Genomic DNA, 20,557 nt, shown 5'->3' with positions numbered 1-20,557 from the left:
ACGGGTTATAAGGATAAGATTTCCTTGACAATCTCTGCATTTTTGGCGGCATATGGCGCATCCAACATGTCTTCATGAGGACCTGCTCCCTCATAGCTGCGGTACTTCGCAGTGGTAGATTGGTTCCACAATGTGCTGCCGCTTAACTTGCTGCTTGGTTTGATTCCATTTTGTACAAAATGGACGTTTGCACGAACGGAGCCGCTATTTTGCAAACCATTCAGGTAGATCATGTAGCTTTTCATTTTTTGAATCACACTGTTTTTGATAAGTTCGTTACTTACATAAGCTTCGTATTTTGCGTTAGACTCGGCTTCCTGGAGCAAAGCGTCGACCTCTTTTGCCACTACCTTTTCGGATTGACGTATAACTTTGCTTTTCCTTGAAGCATCCAACATGATCAGATCCGAGACAACGTACCCTTTTGCCTCCATCGCCTTCGTCAGCTCGAACATGAGGTTGCCGCCGGCGGAATACCCCATAAAGACATACGGCCCTTCTGCCTGAACACTTGTCACAAGCTCGATGTAACGTTCCAGGCGATCCTCGCTCTCAATAAAATCAAGACCGTAGAGGGCATGCGAACCGATCTGCTCCGCGAGCTCTTTAAACACAAAACCGATGCCGCCGACCGGCGGGAAACAGAATACTTGACGATCCGTTTTCCGGTTCAATAAGGTAATAGGTTTGTTAAAATCGATCCTCAGCTCTTTGGAGTCCATGTATTGAGCCATTTGTTCAACGGTCGGATGCTGGAATAAGTACTGCAGCGGTAATTCCTCCCGCATCGATTCGTAAATTCGCGTCACAAGCTGTATAGCTTTCAGCGAATGGCCGCCAATTTCGAAAAAGTTGTCGTGAACGCCAACTTGCTTCAGGCCAAGGATCTCCTGCCAAATAGCTGCGAGCCGCTCCTCAGTAGCGTTACGAGGTGTGACATATGCTGCGCGTGCCAATGTGCTTTCATCCGGTTTCGGCAGCGATTTTTTATCCAGCTTACCATTCGGAGTCAGCGGCATGGCTTCCATGCGGATGAAATAACTCGGGACCATGTAAGCCGGCAGCTCGGAGGAAAGATACGCTCTCAGCTCTGCCATGTCCGTACTTTCTCCCGCAACAATGTAGGCGCAAAGCACCTTCTCCCCGTTCATCTCTTCAGTCACGACGACAGCTTCCTGCACATGTTCATGTCTAAGGAGATTAGCTTCTATTTCTTCCAGTTCGATCCGGTAGCCCCTAATTTTCACCTGCTCGTCGAGGCGTCCGATGTATTCGATCGTACCATTTGACAGGAGGCGGGCAAGATCTCCCGTTTTGTACAATCGTATATTTGTGCCTGCTTTGGTTGTGAATGGATTCGCTACAAATTTTTCGGCAGTCAGGTCATCACGATTCAGATACCCTCGGGCCAAACCGTCTCCTGCGATACACAGTTCGCCAATGATGCCAATCGGCTGTAGATGATGGCTGGTCTCATTCACAATGTATACTTGTGTATTTGTGATCGGACGGCCGATTGTAATGTCCTTATCCGGTGCCAGATCACGCAGGAATGTGGCTACGACGCTGCTTTCCGTAGGACCGTATTCATTCACAAGCTCAATGTGCGGGTAAAGCTGTTTGCTCCGCTCAATCACATGTTTGTTTACCTTCTCGCCGGCAACCGTAATGATACGCAGCGATTCAGCTTCTTCGGTGTTCATACACTCGAGCAGCGCTGCATACAAGCTTGGCACGCTGATAAAATGCGTAATGCGATGCTCCGCGATTTGCTTTTTGAGGGCGAAAGGGTCTTTCGCTTCTTCTTCCTGCGGCAGGATGACCGTAGCTCCCGCCAGAATCGGTGTGAAGAAGCTAGTCACGAAGCCATCGAAAGCAAATGAGAACAGCTGCAATACTTTATCGTTTGTGCTCAGCGCATATTCCGACTTTCTCCACAAGAGATTGCCGGCGATGCTGCGGTGTTCGATCATGACGCCTTTCGGTTTACCCGTCGTACCTGATGTATAAATGATGTAGGCCAAATCCGTCAGCGCATTGACCTGCTTTAGATTGGAGCCATCAGCAGCATAGTGCTGATCGTCGTTCAGATCCAGCAACTCTCCGGAGAAAGCCGGCTTTAACTCCCCGCTCATGCCCGCGATCACCCGCTCCTGAGTCAGCACGATCGCAGTGCCGCTATCCTCTAGCATGTAGCGAATCCGCTCTTGCGGATACTGCGGATCAATCGGCACATAAGCTCCGCCGGCTTTCAGTATCGCCATGATACCGACGATCAGCTCGAGCGAGCGGTCGGCCATAATGCCTACCCGCATCTCCTGGCGAACGCCCTTATCCCGCAGCGTTCTTGCCAACTGGTTGGCCTTCGTATTCAACTCCGCATAAGTCAGCTGCCGGCCCGCACAGACGACTGCCGTTTGCTTCGGAGTTCGCGCCACCTGCTCCTCAAACAGCCCGTGCAGCGTATTATTGTTTAGCACGTCAGTCTGAGTTGAGTTGAAGAGAGCTATTTGCGAAAGCTCATCTTCCGTCACTATGTCAATCTCAGCTAACGACGTATCGGGACGATCTAATAAGTTATCGATCAGTTTTAACAAATGGCGGCCCATACGCTCTACCGTTGCTTTGTTAAACAATTTTGTGCTGTACGCTAGATTAAATCCGATCTCACCTTCAGTCTCAACCGCTGTTAACGCGAGATCGAATTTGGCGACTTTATGCTCGAGAGGGAACGGTTTGAACTGCAGTTCGTTAAGTTCGATCACCGCTTCATCTGTATTTTGGAAAATAAAGATCGTATCGAACAGCGGATTACGGCTTAAGTCCCTTTGTACGCCCAACTTTTCTACCAACAGCTCGAACGGGTAGTCCTGATGCTCGTAAGCATGCAGCGAGGTTTCCTTGACTTGCTGAAGGAAGTTCTGGAACGTCAATCCGGCTTCTGGACGGCTCCACAGCGCTAGCGTATTAACGAACATCCCGACGACGCTTTCCACGTCCGCATGCGGTCTGCCGGCAATTGGCGTTCCCACCACAAGATCATCCTGACCGGAATATTTGGCAAGCAGCACGTTAAATGCGGCGAGCAGTACCATATACAGCGTCGTTCCCTGTGAAGCTGCCAACCGGTTCAGCTGCTCCATCCTTTTAAGACCAGAGCCGAAAACGATATAATCCCCTGCGAAGCTTTTCACTTGCGGTCTAGGGTAATCAGTCGCGAGATTTAGCAGCGGCACTTCGCCGGCAAACTTGCTTAACCAGTATTGCTCATGCCTCTGCATGACACCGCTTTGGAATTGCTCATTTTGCCATACCGCAAAATCCTTGTACTGGATAGTCAACTTCGGCTGCTCAGCACCGGCATACATGGCAGCAAAATCATTCACGATGATGCCGCTCGATACACCGTCTGAAACGATATGATGCATATCTAAGACAAAGACATGCTTATCGTCCGCTCGTCGAATCACAGCTGCTCGAATCAATGGCGCTTCACTTAGGTTGAATGGACGAATGATAGACTGTACGAGTTGAACGGCAGCTTCGTCTGAATCAGCCTCGAAGACCTCGATTTGAGTATGAAGTTCAGCATCCGTATGCACCATCTGTCTCGGCTCCCCGTCCACCGTATGGAATGAGGTGCGGAGCGCTTCGTGCCGACTAACGAGTGCCCGATAAGCCTGCTCAAATCTCCCAAAATCCAACTCGCCTTCGATCAGCATCACATCCGGCATGTTATAACCGACGCTGCCCGACTCAAACTGCTGCAAAATGAACATCCGTTTCTGAGCGGATGACAACGGGTAATATGGCTGCTCTTCAGCAGGCTGAATCGCGTGGTAATCGTGCGATGCGGATTGGTCAATAAACTTAGCAATCTGCTGCACCGTCGGCATCTCGAACAGCGTACGGAGCGGCACTTCCACACCCGTTTCACGGTGAATCTGGGCGAGGAGCATCATCGCCTTCAAAGAATGGCCGCCCAATTCAAAAAAGTTATCATGAATGCCGATCCGGCCGATTCCGAGTATAGGCTGCCAGATGCCGCAAAGCGTACGCTCCGTCTCATTGGATGGTGCCATATAGTCGTGCTCTTGCCCACCATCCGGCTCCGGAAGCGCTTTGCGGTTAATTTTACCGTTTGGTGTCAAGGGAAGCTGATCCATTTGGACAAAGTAAGAAGGCACCATATAACCTGGAAGCTCCTTGCTTAAGCTTTCCTTTAGCTCCGAAGCTGGCATCATTTCGTCTGAAACGAAGTACGCGCATAAGTACTTTTGAGTATGGGAATCCGTCCGATCGATGACTACGGCTTCTTTGATATCTGCTTGTTTCAGCAAATTCGCCTCGATTTCGCCGAGCTCGATCCGGTAGCCTCTGATTTTAACTTGATGATCTACCCGTCCGATATATTCCAAATTGCCGTCTGGCAAGAAGCGTGCCAAGTCGCCCGTTTTGTACATGCGAATACCTGTTTCGCTGCGGAAAGGGTCCTCCATAAACACTTTCTTCGTTCTCTCCGGGTCATTCAAATAGCCGCGCCCAACCCCGATGCCAGACACACATAATTCGCCTTGAACGCCAATCGGCACAAGCTTCATATAAGGGTCAACGATGTAAACATGCAGGTTTTGCACCGGCTTGCCGATCGGCACTGTCTCCAGCTTCGGCGCCTCATCCATCTCGTACAATGTAATGTCGTCCGACGCTTCCGTTGGCCCGTATGCGTTGACTAGCTTCACGTGCGGATAGCGCTCGAACCATTTTCGCGCCAGTGGAGGTTTGATCGACTCGCCAGTCACCAGCACATATTGCAAGTCGGGAAGCGGAATGGCTTCCGGCAAATCCAACATCGCGGTCATATAAGAAACGACTACCTCCAGAACGGTTGCCTTATCTTCCGCTACATGCTTCATAAATTCACGTGCATTCAACACGAGTTCATGACTGTACATCGCCGTCCGTCCACCAATCACCAAGGCGGTAACCAACTGCCAGACGGAAATATCGAAGCAGTGCGGGGCATTCTGGACAATGACACTTTGTTCATCCAGATGGAAGGCGCTGATCATCGCATCCATATGATTCAGCATGCCTGCATGCTCCAGCATGGCGCCCTTCGGCTTTCCGGTAGAACCGGATGTATAAATGACATAAGCAAGATTCCCCGATACGGGTACAGGAAGCTTGACATTCTCTTCCTCTACCTGACGGATGACCTCATCGTCCGTGTCGATCGGAATGATTACTCCGTTATAGTCATGCTGGATTGCAGGTGTTACGTATGGCATTTCGGTCAACAGGCACACAGCGCCAGAATCAGCAAGCATATCGCGTATTCTTTGCGGCGGATAGTCTGGATCGATAGGCACATAAGCGCCGCCCGCCTTCCAAATGGCCAGGATGCACACAATCATCTTTGGTGAACGGTGCAGCAAGATGGCACCCAAATCCTCCTGCTTCATGCCTTTTAAAAGCAAGTAACGAGCTAACCGGTTTGCCCGCTCATTCAACTCGCGGTAAGTGATGTGCGTACCTTCGAAGCTGACCGCGATGCGATCCGGTGTTTGCGCCGTTTGTTGTTCGAACAGCTGCGGCATCGTAACATCCAGGTTGAACGGTTCTCTCGTATCGTTAAATACATGGATGATCTCATGCCTCTCCGCAGCGCTAAGTATATCGATCTCAGCTAGTTTCATATCGGGGTTCGAGACGATTTGATGGATCGCCCGCAAATAATGGCTAGCTAATCTTTCCATCGTCGCTCTGGTAAATAACCGCGTGCTGTATTCCAAATTGAAGCGGATTTGATCCTCTTCTTCCGTTGCTTCCATCGAAAGATCGAATTTGGCAATTCGGCTCTCCGTTTCATAAGGCGTAAATTGGAGCCCTTCCATTTGTGCCGCCCGAACAGAAATGTTCTGCATGCTGAACATGGTGTCAAACAACGGGTTACGGCTTAAATCACGGGCCATGTTCAATTTGTCGACAAGTGATTCGAAGGGATAATCTTGATGCTCGAATGCGCTGAGCGTCGTGTCTTTCACCGATGCCAAGAACTGCTTGAACGTTTGCCCGCCTTCCGAGCGGTTACGCAGTGCCAGCGTGTTTACGAACATGCCGATAACCGGTTCAAGCTCTGCACGGGGTCTTCCAGCGATCGGTGTTCCGATCACGATATCTTCCTGCCCGCTGTATTTGGACATCAACACATGATAAGCCGCTAACAGCACCATGTACAGCGTTGTGCCGGTTTCGGCGGCAAGTCCTTTGAGCTCGTCGGTCAGCTCTTTACCTGAGAGGGCGGTCATATAATCGCCCTCAAAGCTTTGGATGGATGGTCTGGAGAAATCGGTCGGCAAATCAAGCACCGGAATTTCCCCTTCAAATTGAGATAACCAATAAGTCTCCTGCTTTTGCATTAATTCCGACTGGAAAAACTCGTTCTGCCACACAGCAAAATCTTTATAGTGAATCGAAAGCTCCGGCAATGGTTCGCCTTGATACAAACGAACGAATTCATCAACGAGAATAGCCATCGATACGCCATCGGAAATGATATGGTGCATATCGAAAAGGAATAAATGACGTCCAGGCTGTAGATGAATCAGACCTACGTGAAGTAAGGGCGCCTTCGTTAAATCGAACGGTCGTACGAACTGTTCTACCAAACGGTCTACTTCCGTATCATCTTGAACGCAATCTATATATTCAATCTCAAATTGCAGATTACGGTGAACGATTTGGACCGGTTCGCCATCTACGACAGAGAAAGAGGTTCGCAGCGATTCGTGTCGTTCAACCAAGCGAATGAACGACTGTTTGAATCTTTCAAGGTTCAGCTCACCTTCGATGAACATGCTACCTGGCATATTATAAGCCGTTCCGGAGCCTTCAAATTGCCCAAGTACAAACATCCGCTTCTGAGCGGAGGAAACCGGGTAATAGTCACGCGGCTCCACTGGCTTGAGCGCCGTATACGCCTCTCTATCGGCCTGTGCGATATGCAGGGCTAGCGCCTCTATCGTCGGAGACTCGAAGAGCACCCGCAGCTGCACATTAACTTGAAGCTGCTGCTTGATCCGCGCCAGCAGCGTCATCGCCTTCAGCGAGTGGCCGCCGAGCAGGAAGAAATCGTCGCGGATGCCGACCTGCGGCACGCCAAGTACGTCCTGCCAGATGACGCAGAGCAGCTCTTCCGTTTCATTGCTTGGCGCTGCGTATTCCGTTTCGGATCCTAAGCCACCTTCCGGCTCGGGCAGCTCTCGGCGATCGATTTTGCCGTTAACCGTCAGTGGCAGCTTCTCCATCTGCACCACGTACATCGGCACCATGTAGGATGGAAGCTCTTGCGCCAGAAACGCCTTTACTTCCGGCGCACCCAGCTCCTGCTCCACCACGATGTAGGCGCACAAGAACTTCTGCCCGTTCGCGTCCTCGCGTGCGATCACTACGGCATCCTTCATGGCAGGATGCTTCATCAGCTCCACCTCGATCTCACCCAACTCAATCCGGTACCCCCGGATCTTCACCTGCTGATCGATGCGGCCCCTATATTCAATCGTCCCGTCTGGCAGCCATTTCGCCAGGTCGCCGGTGCGGTACATCGTCTCTCCCGCTATGAATGGGTTCGGTACGAAGGTCTCGGCCGTCAGCTCCGGCCGGTTCGCGTACCCTCGCGCCACGCCATCACCGCCGACGTACAGCTCACCCGGCACGCCGACTGGCTGCAGCTGGTTGTACTTGTTTACGATGTACGCAATGGAATTGCTGATCGGACGCCCGATCGGAATGCTTCCCTCGTAATCGCGTTCGATCGGAAATGTCGTGGAGAACGTGGTGTTCTCCGTCGGCCCATAGCCGTTAATCAAACGCAGACCTGGACACTTGCTGCGCACATGATTAATGTGGCTTGGCGACAGCGCATCTCCGCCGACCAGCAGCTGTCGCACACCCGCGAACAGCTCAGCATTCTCCTGCGAAAGCTGGTTGAACAGCGGTGAAGTGAGCCACATCGTCGTGATTCGATTTTCGGCGATAACCGCGCCGAGCTGCTCACTATCTAGGATGACGCTCTTATCGGTTAGGTAGAGCGTACCTCCGTTCAGCAGCGCCCCGAAGATCTCGAACGTGATCGCATCAAAACCAAGCGCTCCTGTCTGCAGGATCCGCTCATCCGCACTCCACTGAACGTAGTTCGTTTCCTTAACTAGCCTTACGACGCTGCGCTGCTCGATGAGCACCCCTTTTGGCTTGCCGGTGGAGCCAGACGTGTAGATGACATACGCCAGATCGCGCGATGAGCCGGGCAGCTCCAGGTTGGAGCAGTCGTTATCATAAGGGACAACCTCATCGTCAAGGATGATCACTTGAACAAAAGCAAATGCCGTAGTCTGCTGACGCAGGTGCCTCTCCGACAGGATGATACGAGCTCCGCTATCTTCGAGCATGAACTTCATGCGCTCTACAGGCACATCGAGATCAAGCAGCAGGAAGGCGCCGCCAGCCTTTAGAATGCCAAGCAGGCCAACCATGAGCTCCAGCTTATGTTCCGCCATCAGGCCGACGACATGATCGGGCCCTACTCCTTGTGCTATCAGCGTCCGAGCTAGCCGGTTCGCTTGCTCATTGAGCTGACGGTAGGTCAGCTGCTGACCCTTCCAAGTGATGGCTGGATGATCAGGTGTTTGCTGTGCCTGCCGCTCAAACAACGCAGCAATGGTCATTTCACTCGGGTAATCCGTTTGCGTATCGTTGAAATCAACCAGAATTTGTCGTCTTTCTTCCTCTGAGAGCATGTCGAGCTCCGCCAGCTTCCTCTCCGGTTCCTGTACAATGGATTCGAGCAGTACGAGGTAGTGGCGTCCCATTCGCTCGACGGTTTCCCTTTCAAAAAGATTCGTGCTGTATTCGATATGAACGGTCAGACCGTTCGCCGCTTCCTTCGCTTCCAAGGACAGATCGAATTTGGAAATGTAATTCTCAACAGCGTACGGCTCAACATGCAGCTCTTCGAATCCGGCCTCCTGCACATCAATATTTTGCACCATGAACATCGTGTCGAACAGCGGATTGCGGCTAATATCACGCACAATGTTCAGCTTTTCGAGCAGAGATTCAAACGGGTAATCCTGATGGGTGTACGCCATCATCGCGTTCAACCTGACTTCCGCTAAAAACTGCTTAAATGTTTTGTGGCCCTCAGGCTTATTTCTCATCGCCAACGTGCCGACAAACATGCCAATGATGCCATCCACATCAGCATGGGATCTTCCGGCTGTCGGCGTGCCAACTACGATGTCTTCTTTTCCAGAATATTTGGAGAGCAAGATGTTATAGGCGGCAAGCAGCACCATGTAAAGCGTTGTTCCTGTTTCCGCAGCGATGCGCTTTATACCATCCAAAATTCGTTTTTCCGCCTGCAGCGATAAATGATCGCCCTCAAAGCTTTGCACCGTAGGTCTTGCATAATCAGTCGGCAGCTCCAGCTGCGGCAGTTCCCCTTCAAACAAGTCAAGCCAGTAAGCTTCCTGTTTTTTCAGTTTCTCGCTGTGAAGACTGTCGTGCTGCCATACGGCAAAATCTTTATATTGAACGGAAAGCTCCGGCAGCGATGCTCCATGATACAATTCTGTAAATTCTTTGACGAGGATCGACATGGACACCCCATCCGAAATGATATGGTGCATATCACACATGAATAGGTGATGCTCATCGGCAAGCTGAATCAACCCTACGCGGAGCAGCGGAGCCAACTGTAAATCGAACGGCTGAATAAATAAACGGATCAACGCCTCGACCTCGACACGAGATGGCTCTCCCCCATCAACCTCCGTATAACTGATCTCAAACGGAACTGATGCGTGTACTCTCTGAAAAGGCTCTCCATTTACCGTTTCGAACGATGTTCGCAGCGTCTCATGGCGTTCGATCAATCGGCGGAACGCCTCTCCCAAGCGATTTCTATCCAGCTTCCCTTTCAAAATGAACATGCCAGGCATATTATAGCCTGTGCCTGATCCTTCAAATTGATTGATGATATACATCCGCTTTTGTGCCGAAGAAACGGGGTAAACATCCTGCTGCGGTGCAGGGCGAATCGCCATAAATCCGCCACTTTCTACGTCTACAACTTCTATAAAACGAGCCACCGCTTCAATATTCGGCGTCTCGAATATCAAGCTTAACGGTACTTCCACATCGTACGCTTTGTGCAGCGCTGTGAGGAGCGACATCGCCTTCAACGAATGACCGCCAAGCGCGAAGAAATCGTCCAGCATCCCGACCTGGCTGCAGCCGAGTACCTCCTGCCATATTTGCGCGATCCCCTCTTCCATTTCTGTTCTCGGCGCTACGTAAGCCGTGCCTGAGTCCAGCCCGCCTTCCGGCTTCGGCAGCGCTTTGCGGTCGATTTTGCCGTTGGCGGTTAGCGGGATTTTGTCCAGCTTCACAAAATGCGACGGGATCATGTACGCCGGCAGATCGCTGCCGATATGCGCCCTAAGCTCGCTCACGGTCAGCTCCCCGTCTGAGATGAAGTAGGCGCACAGGAACTTCTGCCCTTGTTCGTCATCCTGCGCCAACACCGTCGCTTCCTTGATCCACTCGTGCCGCAGCAGCTGCGTTTCGATCTCGCCGAGCTCGATGCGGTGCCCTCGGATCTTCACTTGATGGTCGATCCGTCCGAAGTATTCCATCTCGCCACTGGGCAGCAGACGCGCAAGGTCGCCAGATCGATACAGCCGTTCCTCCGGCTTGTAAGGATTCGCGACGAACCGCTCTGCCGTCAGCTCCTCGCGGTTCAAATATCCGCGTGCGACGCCGTCTCCGCCTACATACAGCTCGCCGACGACGCCGATCGGCACCAGCCTGCGCTGCGCATCGAAGATGTAGCTCGTCAGCGTCGGAATCGGACGGCCGATGTTGCTCAGGTTCGTTTCGATTTCGCGATCGGTTATTTCTTTATAGGTAACATGCACGGTCGTTTCAGTAATCCCGTACATATTGATCAAGAGTGTGTCCGGATATTTTTCCTTCCACGGCTTCAGCATGACCGGGTTCAGCGCTTCCCCGCCGAAGATGACGTAACGGATGGCTAGCTCCTTGCCCGGCTGCTGAAGTTCCTCTTGGATCAGCGTGTAGAATGCAGTCGGCGTTTGATTCAGTATCGTCACTTGCTCCTGCAACAGCAGCTGCGCGAATGCTTTCGGGTTTTGCGCGGTTGTCTTCGGCACAACTACACACCTGCCGCCATACAGCAGCGCGCCGTACATTTCCCACACGGAAAAATCAAAGCAGAAGGAGTGAAATACGGTCCACACGTCGCGTTCGCTGAAATCGAATTGCAGCCGGTCATGAACGAGCAAACGCACGACATTCTGATGCTCGATCATAACGCCCTTCGGCTTGCCGGTCGTGCCGGACGTGTAGATGATGTAGGCCATATCATGCGGCACATTCACTGGTTCCAGGTCAGCAAAATCCCAGGCGTACAGCTCATCATCACTCATATCGAGTACGACGCCGTCATAAGGTACTTTTCCTGCTAGATGCGGCTGCGTCAAAAGGACGCGTGCCCCGCTGTCCTCCAGCATGAACTGCGTACGCTCCGGCGGATAATCCGGATCGAGCGGCACATAGGCACCTCCGGCTTTGAGCGTCGCAATGATGCCGACGAGCATATCGAGCGAGCGCTCGACAAGCAGGCCCACCCTAACGTCCGGCCATACTCCGTAGCTGCGGAGGTTGCGGGCGAGGCTGCTCGCGCGTTCGTTCAGCTGACGATACGTCAGCCGTTCCTCGCCGCAAGATACAGCGATGCGCTCCGGCGTCCTTTGCACCTGTTCCTCGAACAAACCATGTATCGTTTGATCCTGCGGGAACGCCGCCCCAGTTTGATTGAATTCGTCCAGCAGCGTCATTTTTTCAGCCTTGGAAACAAGCTCAAAATCCGCCAGGCTGCGGTCCGGCTCATTCAAAGCCGATCGCATAAAATGAATCAGGTGAAACACAATTTGCTTCATCAAAAATTCGCTATACATGCCGGTATTGTATTGGACGACCAGTTCAACATGCTCCTCGGCTTTTGAGAACTGAAAAATAACGTTGGATTGGACATGATCAACGATGCTGCGGTCATGAATGCTATCGAGCAAAACGAGCGTAGGCAGGTAATGTTTGTCTTCGCTCCCTCTCGGCAGATCGAGCAGTTCCGCCAATTTCGCAAAAGGAAAATTTTGATGCTCATTGGCAGATAGGATGATTTCTTTTACAGCTGTCAGCCATTGCTTGAACGTACAGTTATCCTGGTTGAAGGTCGTTTGCAATAGCAGTAGCGAGTTCACCAGAACGGAACTTTGCTTGTTTTGCTTGAAAACAGGCATGCCGACGATAATCTCCGATTGGGACGTATACCGATGCAGGATGTATGTAACACCAGACAAGAGGATCATATAAGAAGCAAAATCGGACTTACTCGTGATATTCTGCAGCTTTTGCGAGAGCTCTGACGGGAAGTCATATTTCATAGCCGACATTTTGTCGGGAAGAGCAGCTGATCGATCGGCATCCCTCGGAAATTCCGAAAGAACGATTTCACCCTGCAGCTTGTTCAACCAATACTGCTGCTCTTTCTCAAATTGACCGCCGGCAAGCATCATATTTTGTGAATATTTATCGATCATGAGCATCCTCCTGAGAGTTTTCCATAGGAAAACTGACTTCGTAAGCATTAGCTGAGTTTTGCTTTAGCAAAACTAACTTCGTAAGCATTAGCTGAGTTTTGCGTAGCAAAACTTACTTCGCTATGGCTAAAATAGAAACTCCACTGCCCCATCCAACACATTTTCCAGCTTGTCGTAGTGCGTAAGTAGAATCTCTCTCAACAAAATGTCCGGATTTTCCGTAACCTGCTGCAGTAACGCTTGATAATCGGTCATCATCCGTTCAATCGTCTCTTTATTAAACAAATGGATGCCGTATTCCGCATGGAGCACAATCTCACTCTCATCCTCGATCGCTTTGACAGACAAGTCGAACTGGGCGATTTTGTTTTCCCTGTGGTAAGGCTCAAAACTAAGACCGGCAAACTCCGAAGCCTTCAATTCCTGGTTCTGCACACTGAACACCGTATCGAAGAGCGGATTTCGGCTTAAATCCCTGCGCAGCTCCAATTGATCAATAAGCATCTCCAGCGGGTAATGCTGGTGTTCCAGAGCAAGCAATGAACTTCGCTTCACTTCCTCCAAAAACTGTGCGAACGTTTTGCCGCTTTCCGGCTGGCTGCGTATCGCGAGCGTATTAACGAACATACCTAGGATGTTCTCCGTTTCAGCAAGCGGCCTGCCTGCTACCGGTGTTCCAACGATTACATCCGTCTGCCCGCTGTATTTGGAAAGCAGTACTTGATAAGCAGCAAGTAACATCATATAAAGCGTGGCTCCATAATCGGACGCTATTTTGTGAATTTGATCATGCAATGGCTGCCCTAACCTAACGGTGACTGCATCCCCTTCAAAACTTTGCACGGCTGGTCTCGGAAAGTCGGTCGGCAGCGCCAACACCGGAATATCGCCGGAGAACGTCTCAAGCCAGTACGCTTCATGAATACGCATCGACTCGGAAGAGAGCATGCTGTTCTGCCAAACGGCGAAATCTTTATAATGAACCGTTAATTCAGGCAGATCATCTCCGTGATACAGACAAGCGAATTCATTCAACAAAATGCCCATCGACACACCGTCGGATACAATGTGGTGCATATCAAACAGCAGTAAATAGCGCTGAGCACTTACATGTACGAGCTTGACTCTCAGCAGCGGCGCCTTTTGCAGATTGAATGGCTGTACAAACTCCGTAACGATCGATTCCAGTCCATCCTCTGTGCTTCTGGCGTACTCAACCTGAAAATCAACTTCCGTATGTACGATTTGCACCGCTTCGCCGTGGGCCGTCTCGAATGTCGTCCGAAGTGATTCATGCCGGGCAACCAAGCGCCGGAACGTTTGCTCGAATCTCTCCAGATCCAATTCGCCTTCTATGAACATGACGCCTGGAATGTTATAGCTCGTGCCCGAGCCTGTAAATTGGCTCATAATAAACATCCGCTTCTGGGCTGAGGAAACCGGGTAATAGTCGCGTGGCTCCACTGGCTTAATCGTCTCATATGCATCCCTATCGGCTTGTGCGAAATGCTGGGCCAGCGCCTCTATCGTTGGCGACTCGAAAAGCACCCGCAGCGGCACGTTCACTTGAAGCTGCTGCTTGATCCGCGCCAGCAGCGTCATCGCCTTCAGCGAGTGGCCGCCGAGCTGGAAGAAATCATCGCGGATACCGACCTGCGGCGCACCAAGTACGTCCTGCCAGATGACGCAAAGCCGCTCTTCCGCCATGTTGCGAGGCGCTGCATAATCTGTGCCTAGCCCCAAGCCACCCTCCGGCTCAGGCAGCTCGCGGCGATCGATTTTGCCGTTAACGGTCAGCGGCAGCCTCTCCATCTGCACCACGTACGCCGGCACCATGTAGGATGGCAGCTCCTGTGCCAGAAACGCCTTTACTTCCGGCGTACCAAGCTCCTGCTCCGCCACGATGTAAGCGCACAAGAACTTCTGCCCGTTCGCATCCTCACGTGCGATCACTACGACATCCTTCATGACGGGATGCTTCATTAGCTCTGTCTCGATCTCGCCCAATTCAATCCGGTACCCCCGGATCTTAACCTGCTGATCGATCCGGCCTCTATATTCAATCGTCCCGTCCGGCAGCCATTTCGCCAGATCACCGGTACGGTACATTGTCTCTCCCTCTTTGAATGGGTTCGATACGAAGGCCTCGGCCGTTAGTTCTGGACGGTTCGCATACCCTCGCGCCACGCCATCACCGCCGACGCACAGCTCGCCCGGCACGCCAATCGGCTGAAGTTGGTTGTACTTGTTCACGATGTACGCTGTGGAATTGCTGATGGGCCGCCCAATCGGAATGCTTCCCTCGTAATCCCGTTCGATCGAGAATGTTGTGGAGAACGTTGTGTTCTCCGTCGGCCCATAGCCATTAATCAAAAGCAGACTCGGACACATATAGCGCACGTGATTAATGTGGCTCGGTGACAGAGCATCTCCGCCGACCAGCAGCTGTCGCACACCCGTGAATAACTCGGCATTCTCCTGCGAAAGCTGGTTGAAAAGCGGTGAAGTGAGCCACATGGTCGTGATTCGATTGTCGGCGATAAACGCGCCGAGCCTATCGCTATCCAGAATAACGCTCTTATCAACTAGATACAGCGTACCTCCGTTCAGCAGAGCGCCAAAGATCTCAAACGTAACCGCATCGAAGCCAAGTGCGCCTGTCTGCAGAATGCGCTCATCTTCGCTCCACTGAACGTAGTTCGTCCCCTTCACCAGCCGCACGACGCTGCGCTGTTCGATAAGCACGCCTTTCGGCTTGCCTGTAGAGCCGGACGTGTAGATCACGTAGGCTAGATCGCGCGGTCCTCCCAGAGACAGCAAGTTCTCGTTAACTCCACTATTCGCATACAATGCGTCATCATCGAGGTCGATCACATGTTCAGCGAGCGCCACCTGTGCCATCCAGTACAATTTCCGTTGCGCCAGTACGATGTGGGCGCCGCTATCTTCGAGCATAAATCTGATCCGGTCCGCAGGCATCTCTAGGTCAAGCAGCAAATAAGCGCCACCCGCCTTCAGAATCCCCATCAGACCGATCATCAGCTCAATTGAACGATCCGCCAGCAGGCCAACGACCTTGCCTGCGCCAACCCCCTGCTTCCTCAGTTCGCTTGCAAGTAGATTCGCCCTCTCGTTCAGTTCTCGATAAGTGAGTTGTTTGTCTTCATAAACGACAGCCGGATGATCCGGCGTCAACACTGTCTGCTTCTCAAACAGCGTGGCGATCGTCTCGCTGTTCGGATAATCAGAGCTTGTATCGTTGAATTCTTGGATGATTTGCCACGCTTCTTCATCAGTTACCATGCTTAGCTCAGCCAGTGATTGATCTGGCACTAATGAGATATTTTCTAACAAGCATACGAAATGGCGCGCCATCCGCTCCGCTGTCTCCATCGCAAACAAATTCGTGCTGTAATCCAGCTGGAACTCCAGATTTCCCGCTCCTTCCCGCACTTCCAGTGTCAGATCGAATTTGGTGATGCCGCTTTGCCACACGTGCGGCGTAAAGGTCAATTCCCAAAAGCCAGTTCCGCCCTCTTGGCCTAGTCCAGGATCGATGCTCTGCATACTGAACATCGTATCGAACAGAGGATTGCGGCCGGGATCGCGCCGAATATTCAACCGATCCAGCAGCGAATCAAACGGATACTCCTGCGCTTCAAATGCTTGAAGGGCATACTCCTTTACTTCCGATAAGAAGGTGCGGAATGTTTTCCCGCCTTCCGGACGGCTTCGCAGCGCCAGCGTACCGACGAACATCCCGACGACATATTCCAAGTCAGCCTGGGAACGGCCGGCCGTCGGCGTTCCTACAACGATATCTTCCTGTCCGGAATACTTGGAAAGCAGCACATTATAAGCAGCAAACAGAACCATATAAAGCGTTGACCCATTTTCCGCAGCCAAACGTTTCAATGAGCCGAGCATTTCAGTATCAACTTCAAAGCGTATATGGTCACCTTCGAAGCTCTGCACCGCAGGACGAGGGAAGTCAGATGGAAGCTCCAGCTGCGGCAGCTCGCCAGCAAACGAATTCAACCAGAACGCTTCTTGCTTGCGCAGTGATTCACTCTCCAGCTGAGCCTGCTGCCAAACCGCATAGTCTTTATATTGGATGGACAACTCAGGCAAAGTACCACCGCCATACAGCTGAACAAACTCCTTCACAATGACGGACATTGATACGCCATCTGAGATAATATGATGCATGTCGTACAGGAACAAATGCCGCCGTTCCTGGAGCTCTACGAGCGCCACACGGATCAATGGCGCCTTTTGCAGATCGAACGGACGCATAAAACGTTCGACCATACGTTCAATGACTTTGTTTTCTGCTGCCAAATCCTCGGCGCCTTCAGACAGTCGTGAGAACTCTACAGTGAAATCGACGTTTTCATGAATCTTCTGAACCGGCTCCCCGTCGATCAACTCAAAGGACGTGCGCAGCGCTTCGTGCCGCAGAATGAGGCGCTGGAAAGCTCCCTCGAACTGGTCGCGATCTAACCCGCCTTCGATGATGAACACTCCGGGCATATTGTAGCCTGTACCTGCATCATCCAAATCTTGCAGCACAAACATCCGCTTTTGTGCGGAGGAAACCGGATAATACGGCTTTTTACCCGCTGGTTGGATCGCTTTCCTGACATCCTCCTCCGCCTCGCGGATCTTGCGTGCCAACCCTTCCGTCGTAGGCGATTCAAACAGTTCGCGCAGCGGTATGTTGACGCCGAAATGCTTGTTCAAGCGCGACATTAGCGTCATGGCCTTCAGCGAGTGACCGCCGAGACTGAAGAAATTGTCATGAATGCCGATGCGAGCAATCCCCAGCACTTCCTGCCAAATCGCAATAAGCGCTTCTTCCACGACATTTGTTGGCGGTACGTACTCCGTACCCGACACGAATTCCCCATCAGGCTCAGGCAGCGCGCGACGGTCTGTTTTGCCGTTCGGTGTCACAGGCAGCTTATCCAGCTCCATAAAAAACGACGGAACCATGTATTCCGGCAGTTCTTTAAGCAAATACGCCCGCAGCTCTAGCGAATGGAGCGGTCTATCTGACACATAATACGCGCATAAATAGGTTCCGCCCTGCGCATCTTTGCGGTCCAACACGGCTGCAGCCATCACCGAAGGATGATTCAGCAGCTGTGATTCAATTTCACCAAGCTCAATACGGTGCCCGCGGATTTTCACCTGATGGTCGATACGGCCGAGAAACGCAAGATTGCCGTCCGGCAGGAAACGAGCCAGGTCACCTGTTCGATACATACGCTCGCCATTGCGGAATGGATTTTGCATAAATTTTTCCGCAGTCAGCTCGTCGTTGTTCCTGTAACCACGCCCCACATTATCACCGGCAATAAATAATTCTCCCGGTGCGCCGAACGGTTGAAGCTGCAGTCCGTCATTCAAAATATAGATGCCGTTGTTCGCAATCGGCCTTCCAATCGAAGGCAGCTCAGGAATGTCTCCGTTTGGCTCCATCTGAAAGACGGTAACGACGTGGGTCTCCGACGGTCCGTAATGGTTGTGGAGATACACACCATTTTTTTGCAAAAAGGAACGAAGCTGATTCGTGACCACTAGCTGCTCGCCGGCAGTAATGATATGTCGTACACAGGACGGAAAACCGCTGGCGTATTCTTGCTCATTAAATATAAATTTCAAGAAGGAGACCGGGAGGAACAAGACTTCAATTTGCGCCTCTTCAATCAAATGAAGCAGCTTGTGCACCTCTCGCTTCGTATCTCCGTCGATCAGATATAATTTCCCTCCCGAACACAATGTTGAAAAAATCTCCTGGTAGCACACGTCGAAGCTCATCGTTGTGTATTGCAGAACGGTACTGCCGTAATTGACTTTGTCGTGGCGGAAAACATGGTGAAGCAGGTTGACCATATTGCGATGCTCGAGCATGACACCTTTCGGCTTGCCTGTCGTACCCGACGTATAAATGATATAGAATAAGTTGTCGGCGCTGCAGCTTAACTCCAGGTTGCTGCCCTCCGAGTCATATACGTAATCGCTAGAAATATCGAGGATTTCCCCGCCAAACGCTACCTTTTCGTATAAATGGCTTTGTGTTAGCAAAATGGACGCTCCGCTGTTGTGAAGCATATAGCCCACGCGTTCTTCCGGCAGCTCTGGATCGATCGGCACATAAGCGCCTCCCGCTTTCAGAATCGCCAGAATACCGACTACCAATTCCGGTGATCGTTCCACCATAATCCCGACAGCTTGATCCGCTCCAACGTTTTTACCTTGAAGCGTTCTGGCTAATCGGTTGGCCCTTTCGTTCAGTTCACGATACGTCAATTGCCGTTCCCCAAATACCACGGCCACTTTTTCCGGCGTTTTCTCCGCCTGCTCCTCAAACATACGATGAATGGTCAAATGGCTTGGAACTTCTTCCCTCGTATCGTTTAGCTTCAGAAGAAGCTGCTTTTCTTCATCGGTGACCATAGCAAGATTCTGCAGGCGTATCTCCGGATGTTCCACGATCGTCCGTGCGACGGTGTTCAAATGCCCTTCGATGCTACGCAGAAATTGCGTGTCGTACACGTTCGCGTTATAGTTCAGGCGCACCGCCAGCTCCCGGCCTGGCATAACCAACAAGTTCAAATCGTAGCTCGTCTGCTCGATCATACTCACATCCGTTGCTTCAAATCCTAATTGGCTTTCGAGCGATCCATTTTGCACGGACTCTTCTACGGGATAGTTTTCGAAAACGAGAATATGATCGAACAGATTACTCTTAAGCACGCTTTGCGCCTGAACCTCAGCAAGCGGCAAGTAGGTGTACGATTCGGCAGCCAGCGCACCCAGCTGCACACTTAGCAGCACATCCGAGAATGATTGATCCGCGGACGATTTCACGCGTACCGGAATCGTATTAATGAACAAACCGACCATTTTCTCTATGCCAACAACCTGCGACGGTCGACCGGAAACGACGGAACCAAATACGACATCATGGGCATGACTGTACCTTTGCAGCACGATGCCCCAGATCGTCTGAAACACCGTGTTCAACGTTACCTGATGCTTGCTCGCCAACTGCTGCAGCTTCGCAGTCAGCTTCTCATCGAACCGGATCGTCAGCTCTTCCTGCTTATATCCGCGCATAGCATTATCCGATACTGCAGCTGTCATCTGCGGCACAGACGCCAGTTGTTCGTATCCGGACAGCGCCTCTGCCCAAAAGCGTCTCGCTTCTTCCTTGTCCTGTCGTTCCAGCCATTTGATGTAGTCGCTGTATGGATACGTCCTTTCCAACTGGTTCGGCGCTTGTTCCCGCAAGGAGGCATAGATTTGAAAAAGTTCGCCGACGATGATACCGAGGCACCATCCATCCATTAGAATGTGATGGTGGCTCCAAAAGATTTGATATTCGGACTCACCCGTCTGAATGACGGAGACACGCATCATCATGTCCTTGGACAGATCGAACCCCCGCCCCAGATCTTCCTGTTTAAACCGCTCTACAAATAGCCCACGTTCCTGCTCAGGCAAACTGGTGACATTTTCGAAATGGACCTGAATCTGTCGCTCTTTCAGCACCACCTGCACGGGACGTTTCACTTTTTCATAAAGGAACACGGTGCGAAATACGTCATACCGCTGAGCGATTCGGTTTAAGCTGACCGAAAACAAGCCAATATCGAGCGTCCCTCGTACGCGGATGGACATTTGTTCGAAGTAAGCATTCGATTGACCCTGCTCGAGCAAGTAATGAAACAGCATCCCTTCCTGCATCGGGGATAAAAAATACATGTCTTGGACGTGTTCTTTTTTAAATTGGCTCATACAGCGGCTTCTCTCCTTAGAATTTACATTAGGGACGTAAGCATTTGCTATGCTATCATTTCGCGCAT

2 protein-coding genes are annotated in these 20,557 nt (G+C 51.5%); both read right to left on the bottom strand.

Annotated elements, in window-relative coordinates:
- Positions 1–5: 5 nt before the first annotated feature.
- Positions 6–12,683, bottom strand: coding sequence for a non-ribosomal peptide synthetase (locus GC098_RS06775; RefSeq protein WP_171642201.1), 12,678 nt, complete (start codon positions 12,681–12,683; stop codon positions 6–8).
- Between the two features lie 126 nt (positions 12,684–12,809).
- Positions 12,810–20,489, bottom strand: coding sequence for a non-ribosomal peptide synthetase (locus GC098_RS06770; protein ID WP_171642199.1), 7,680 nt, complete (start codon positions 20,487–20,489; stop codon positions 12,810–12,812).
- Positions 20,490–20,557: the final 68 nt, after the last annotated feature.

It is taken from the genome of Paenibacillus phytorum (genome assembly GCF_013141715.1).
GTDB lineage: Bacteria > Bacillota > Bacilli > Paenibacillales > NBRC-103111 > Paenibacillus_E > Paenibacillus_E phytorum.
The sequence above is the reverse complement of the archived record's forward strand: the minus strand, read 5'-3'. Positions and strand labels throughout refer to the sequence as shown.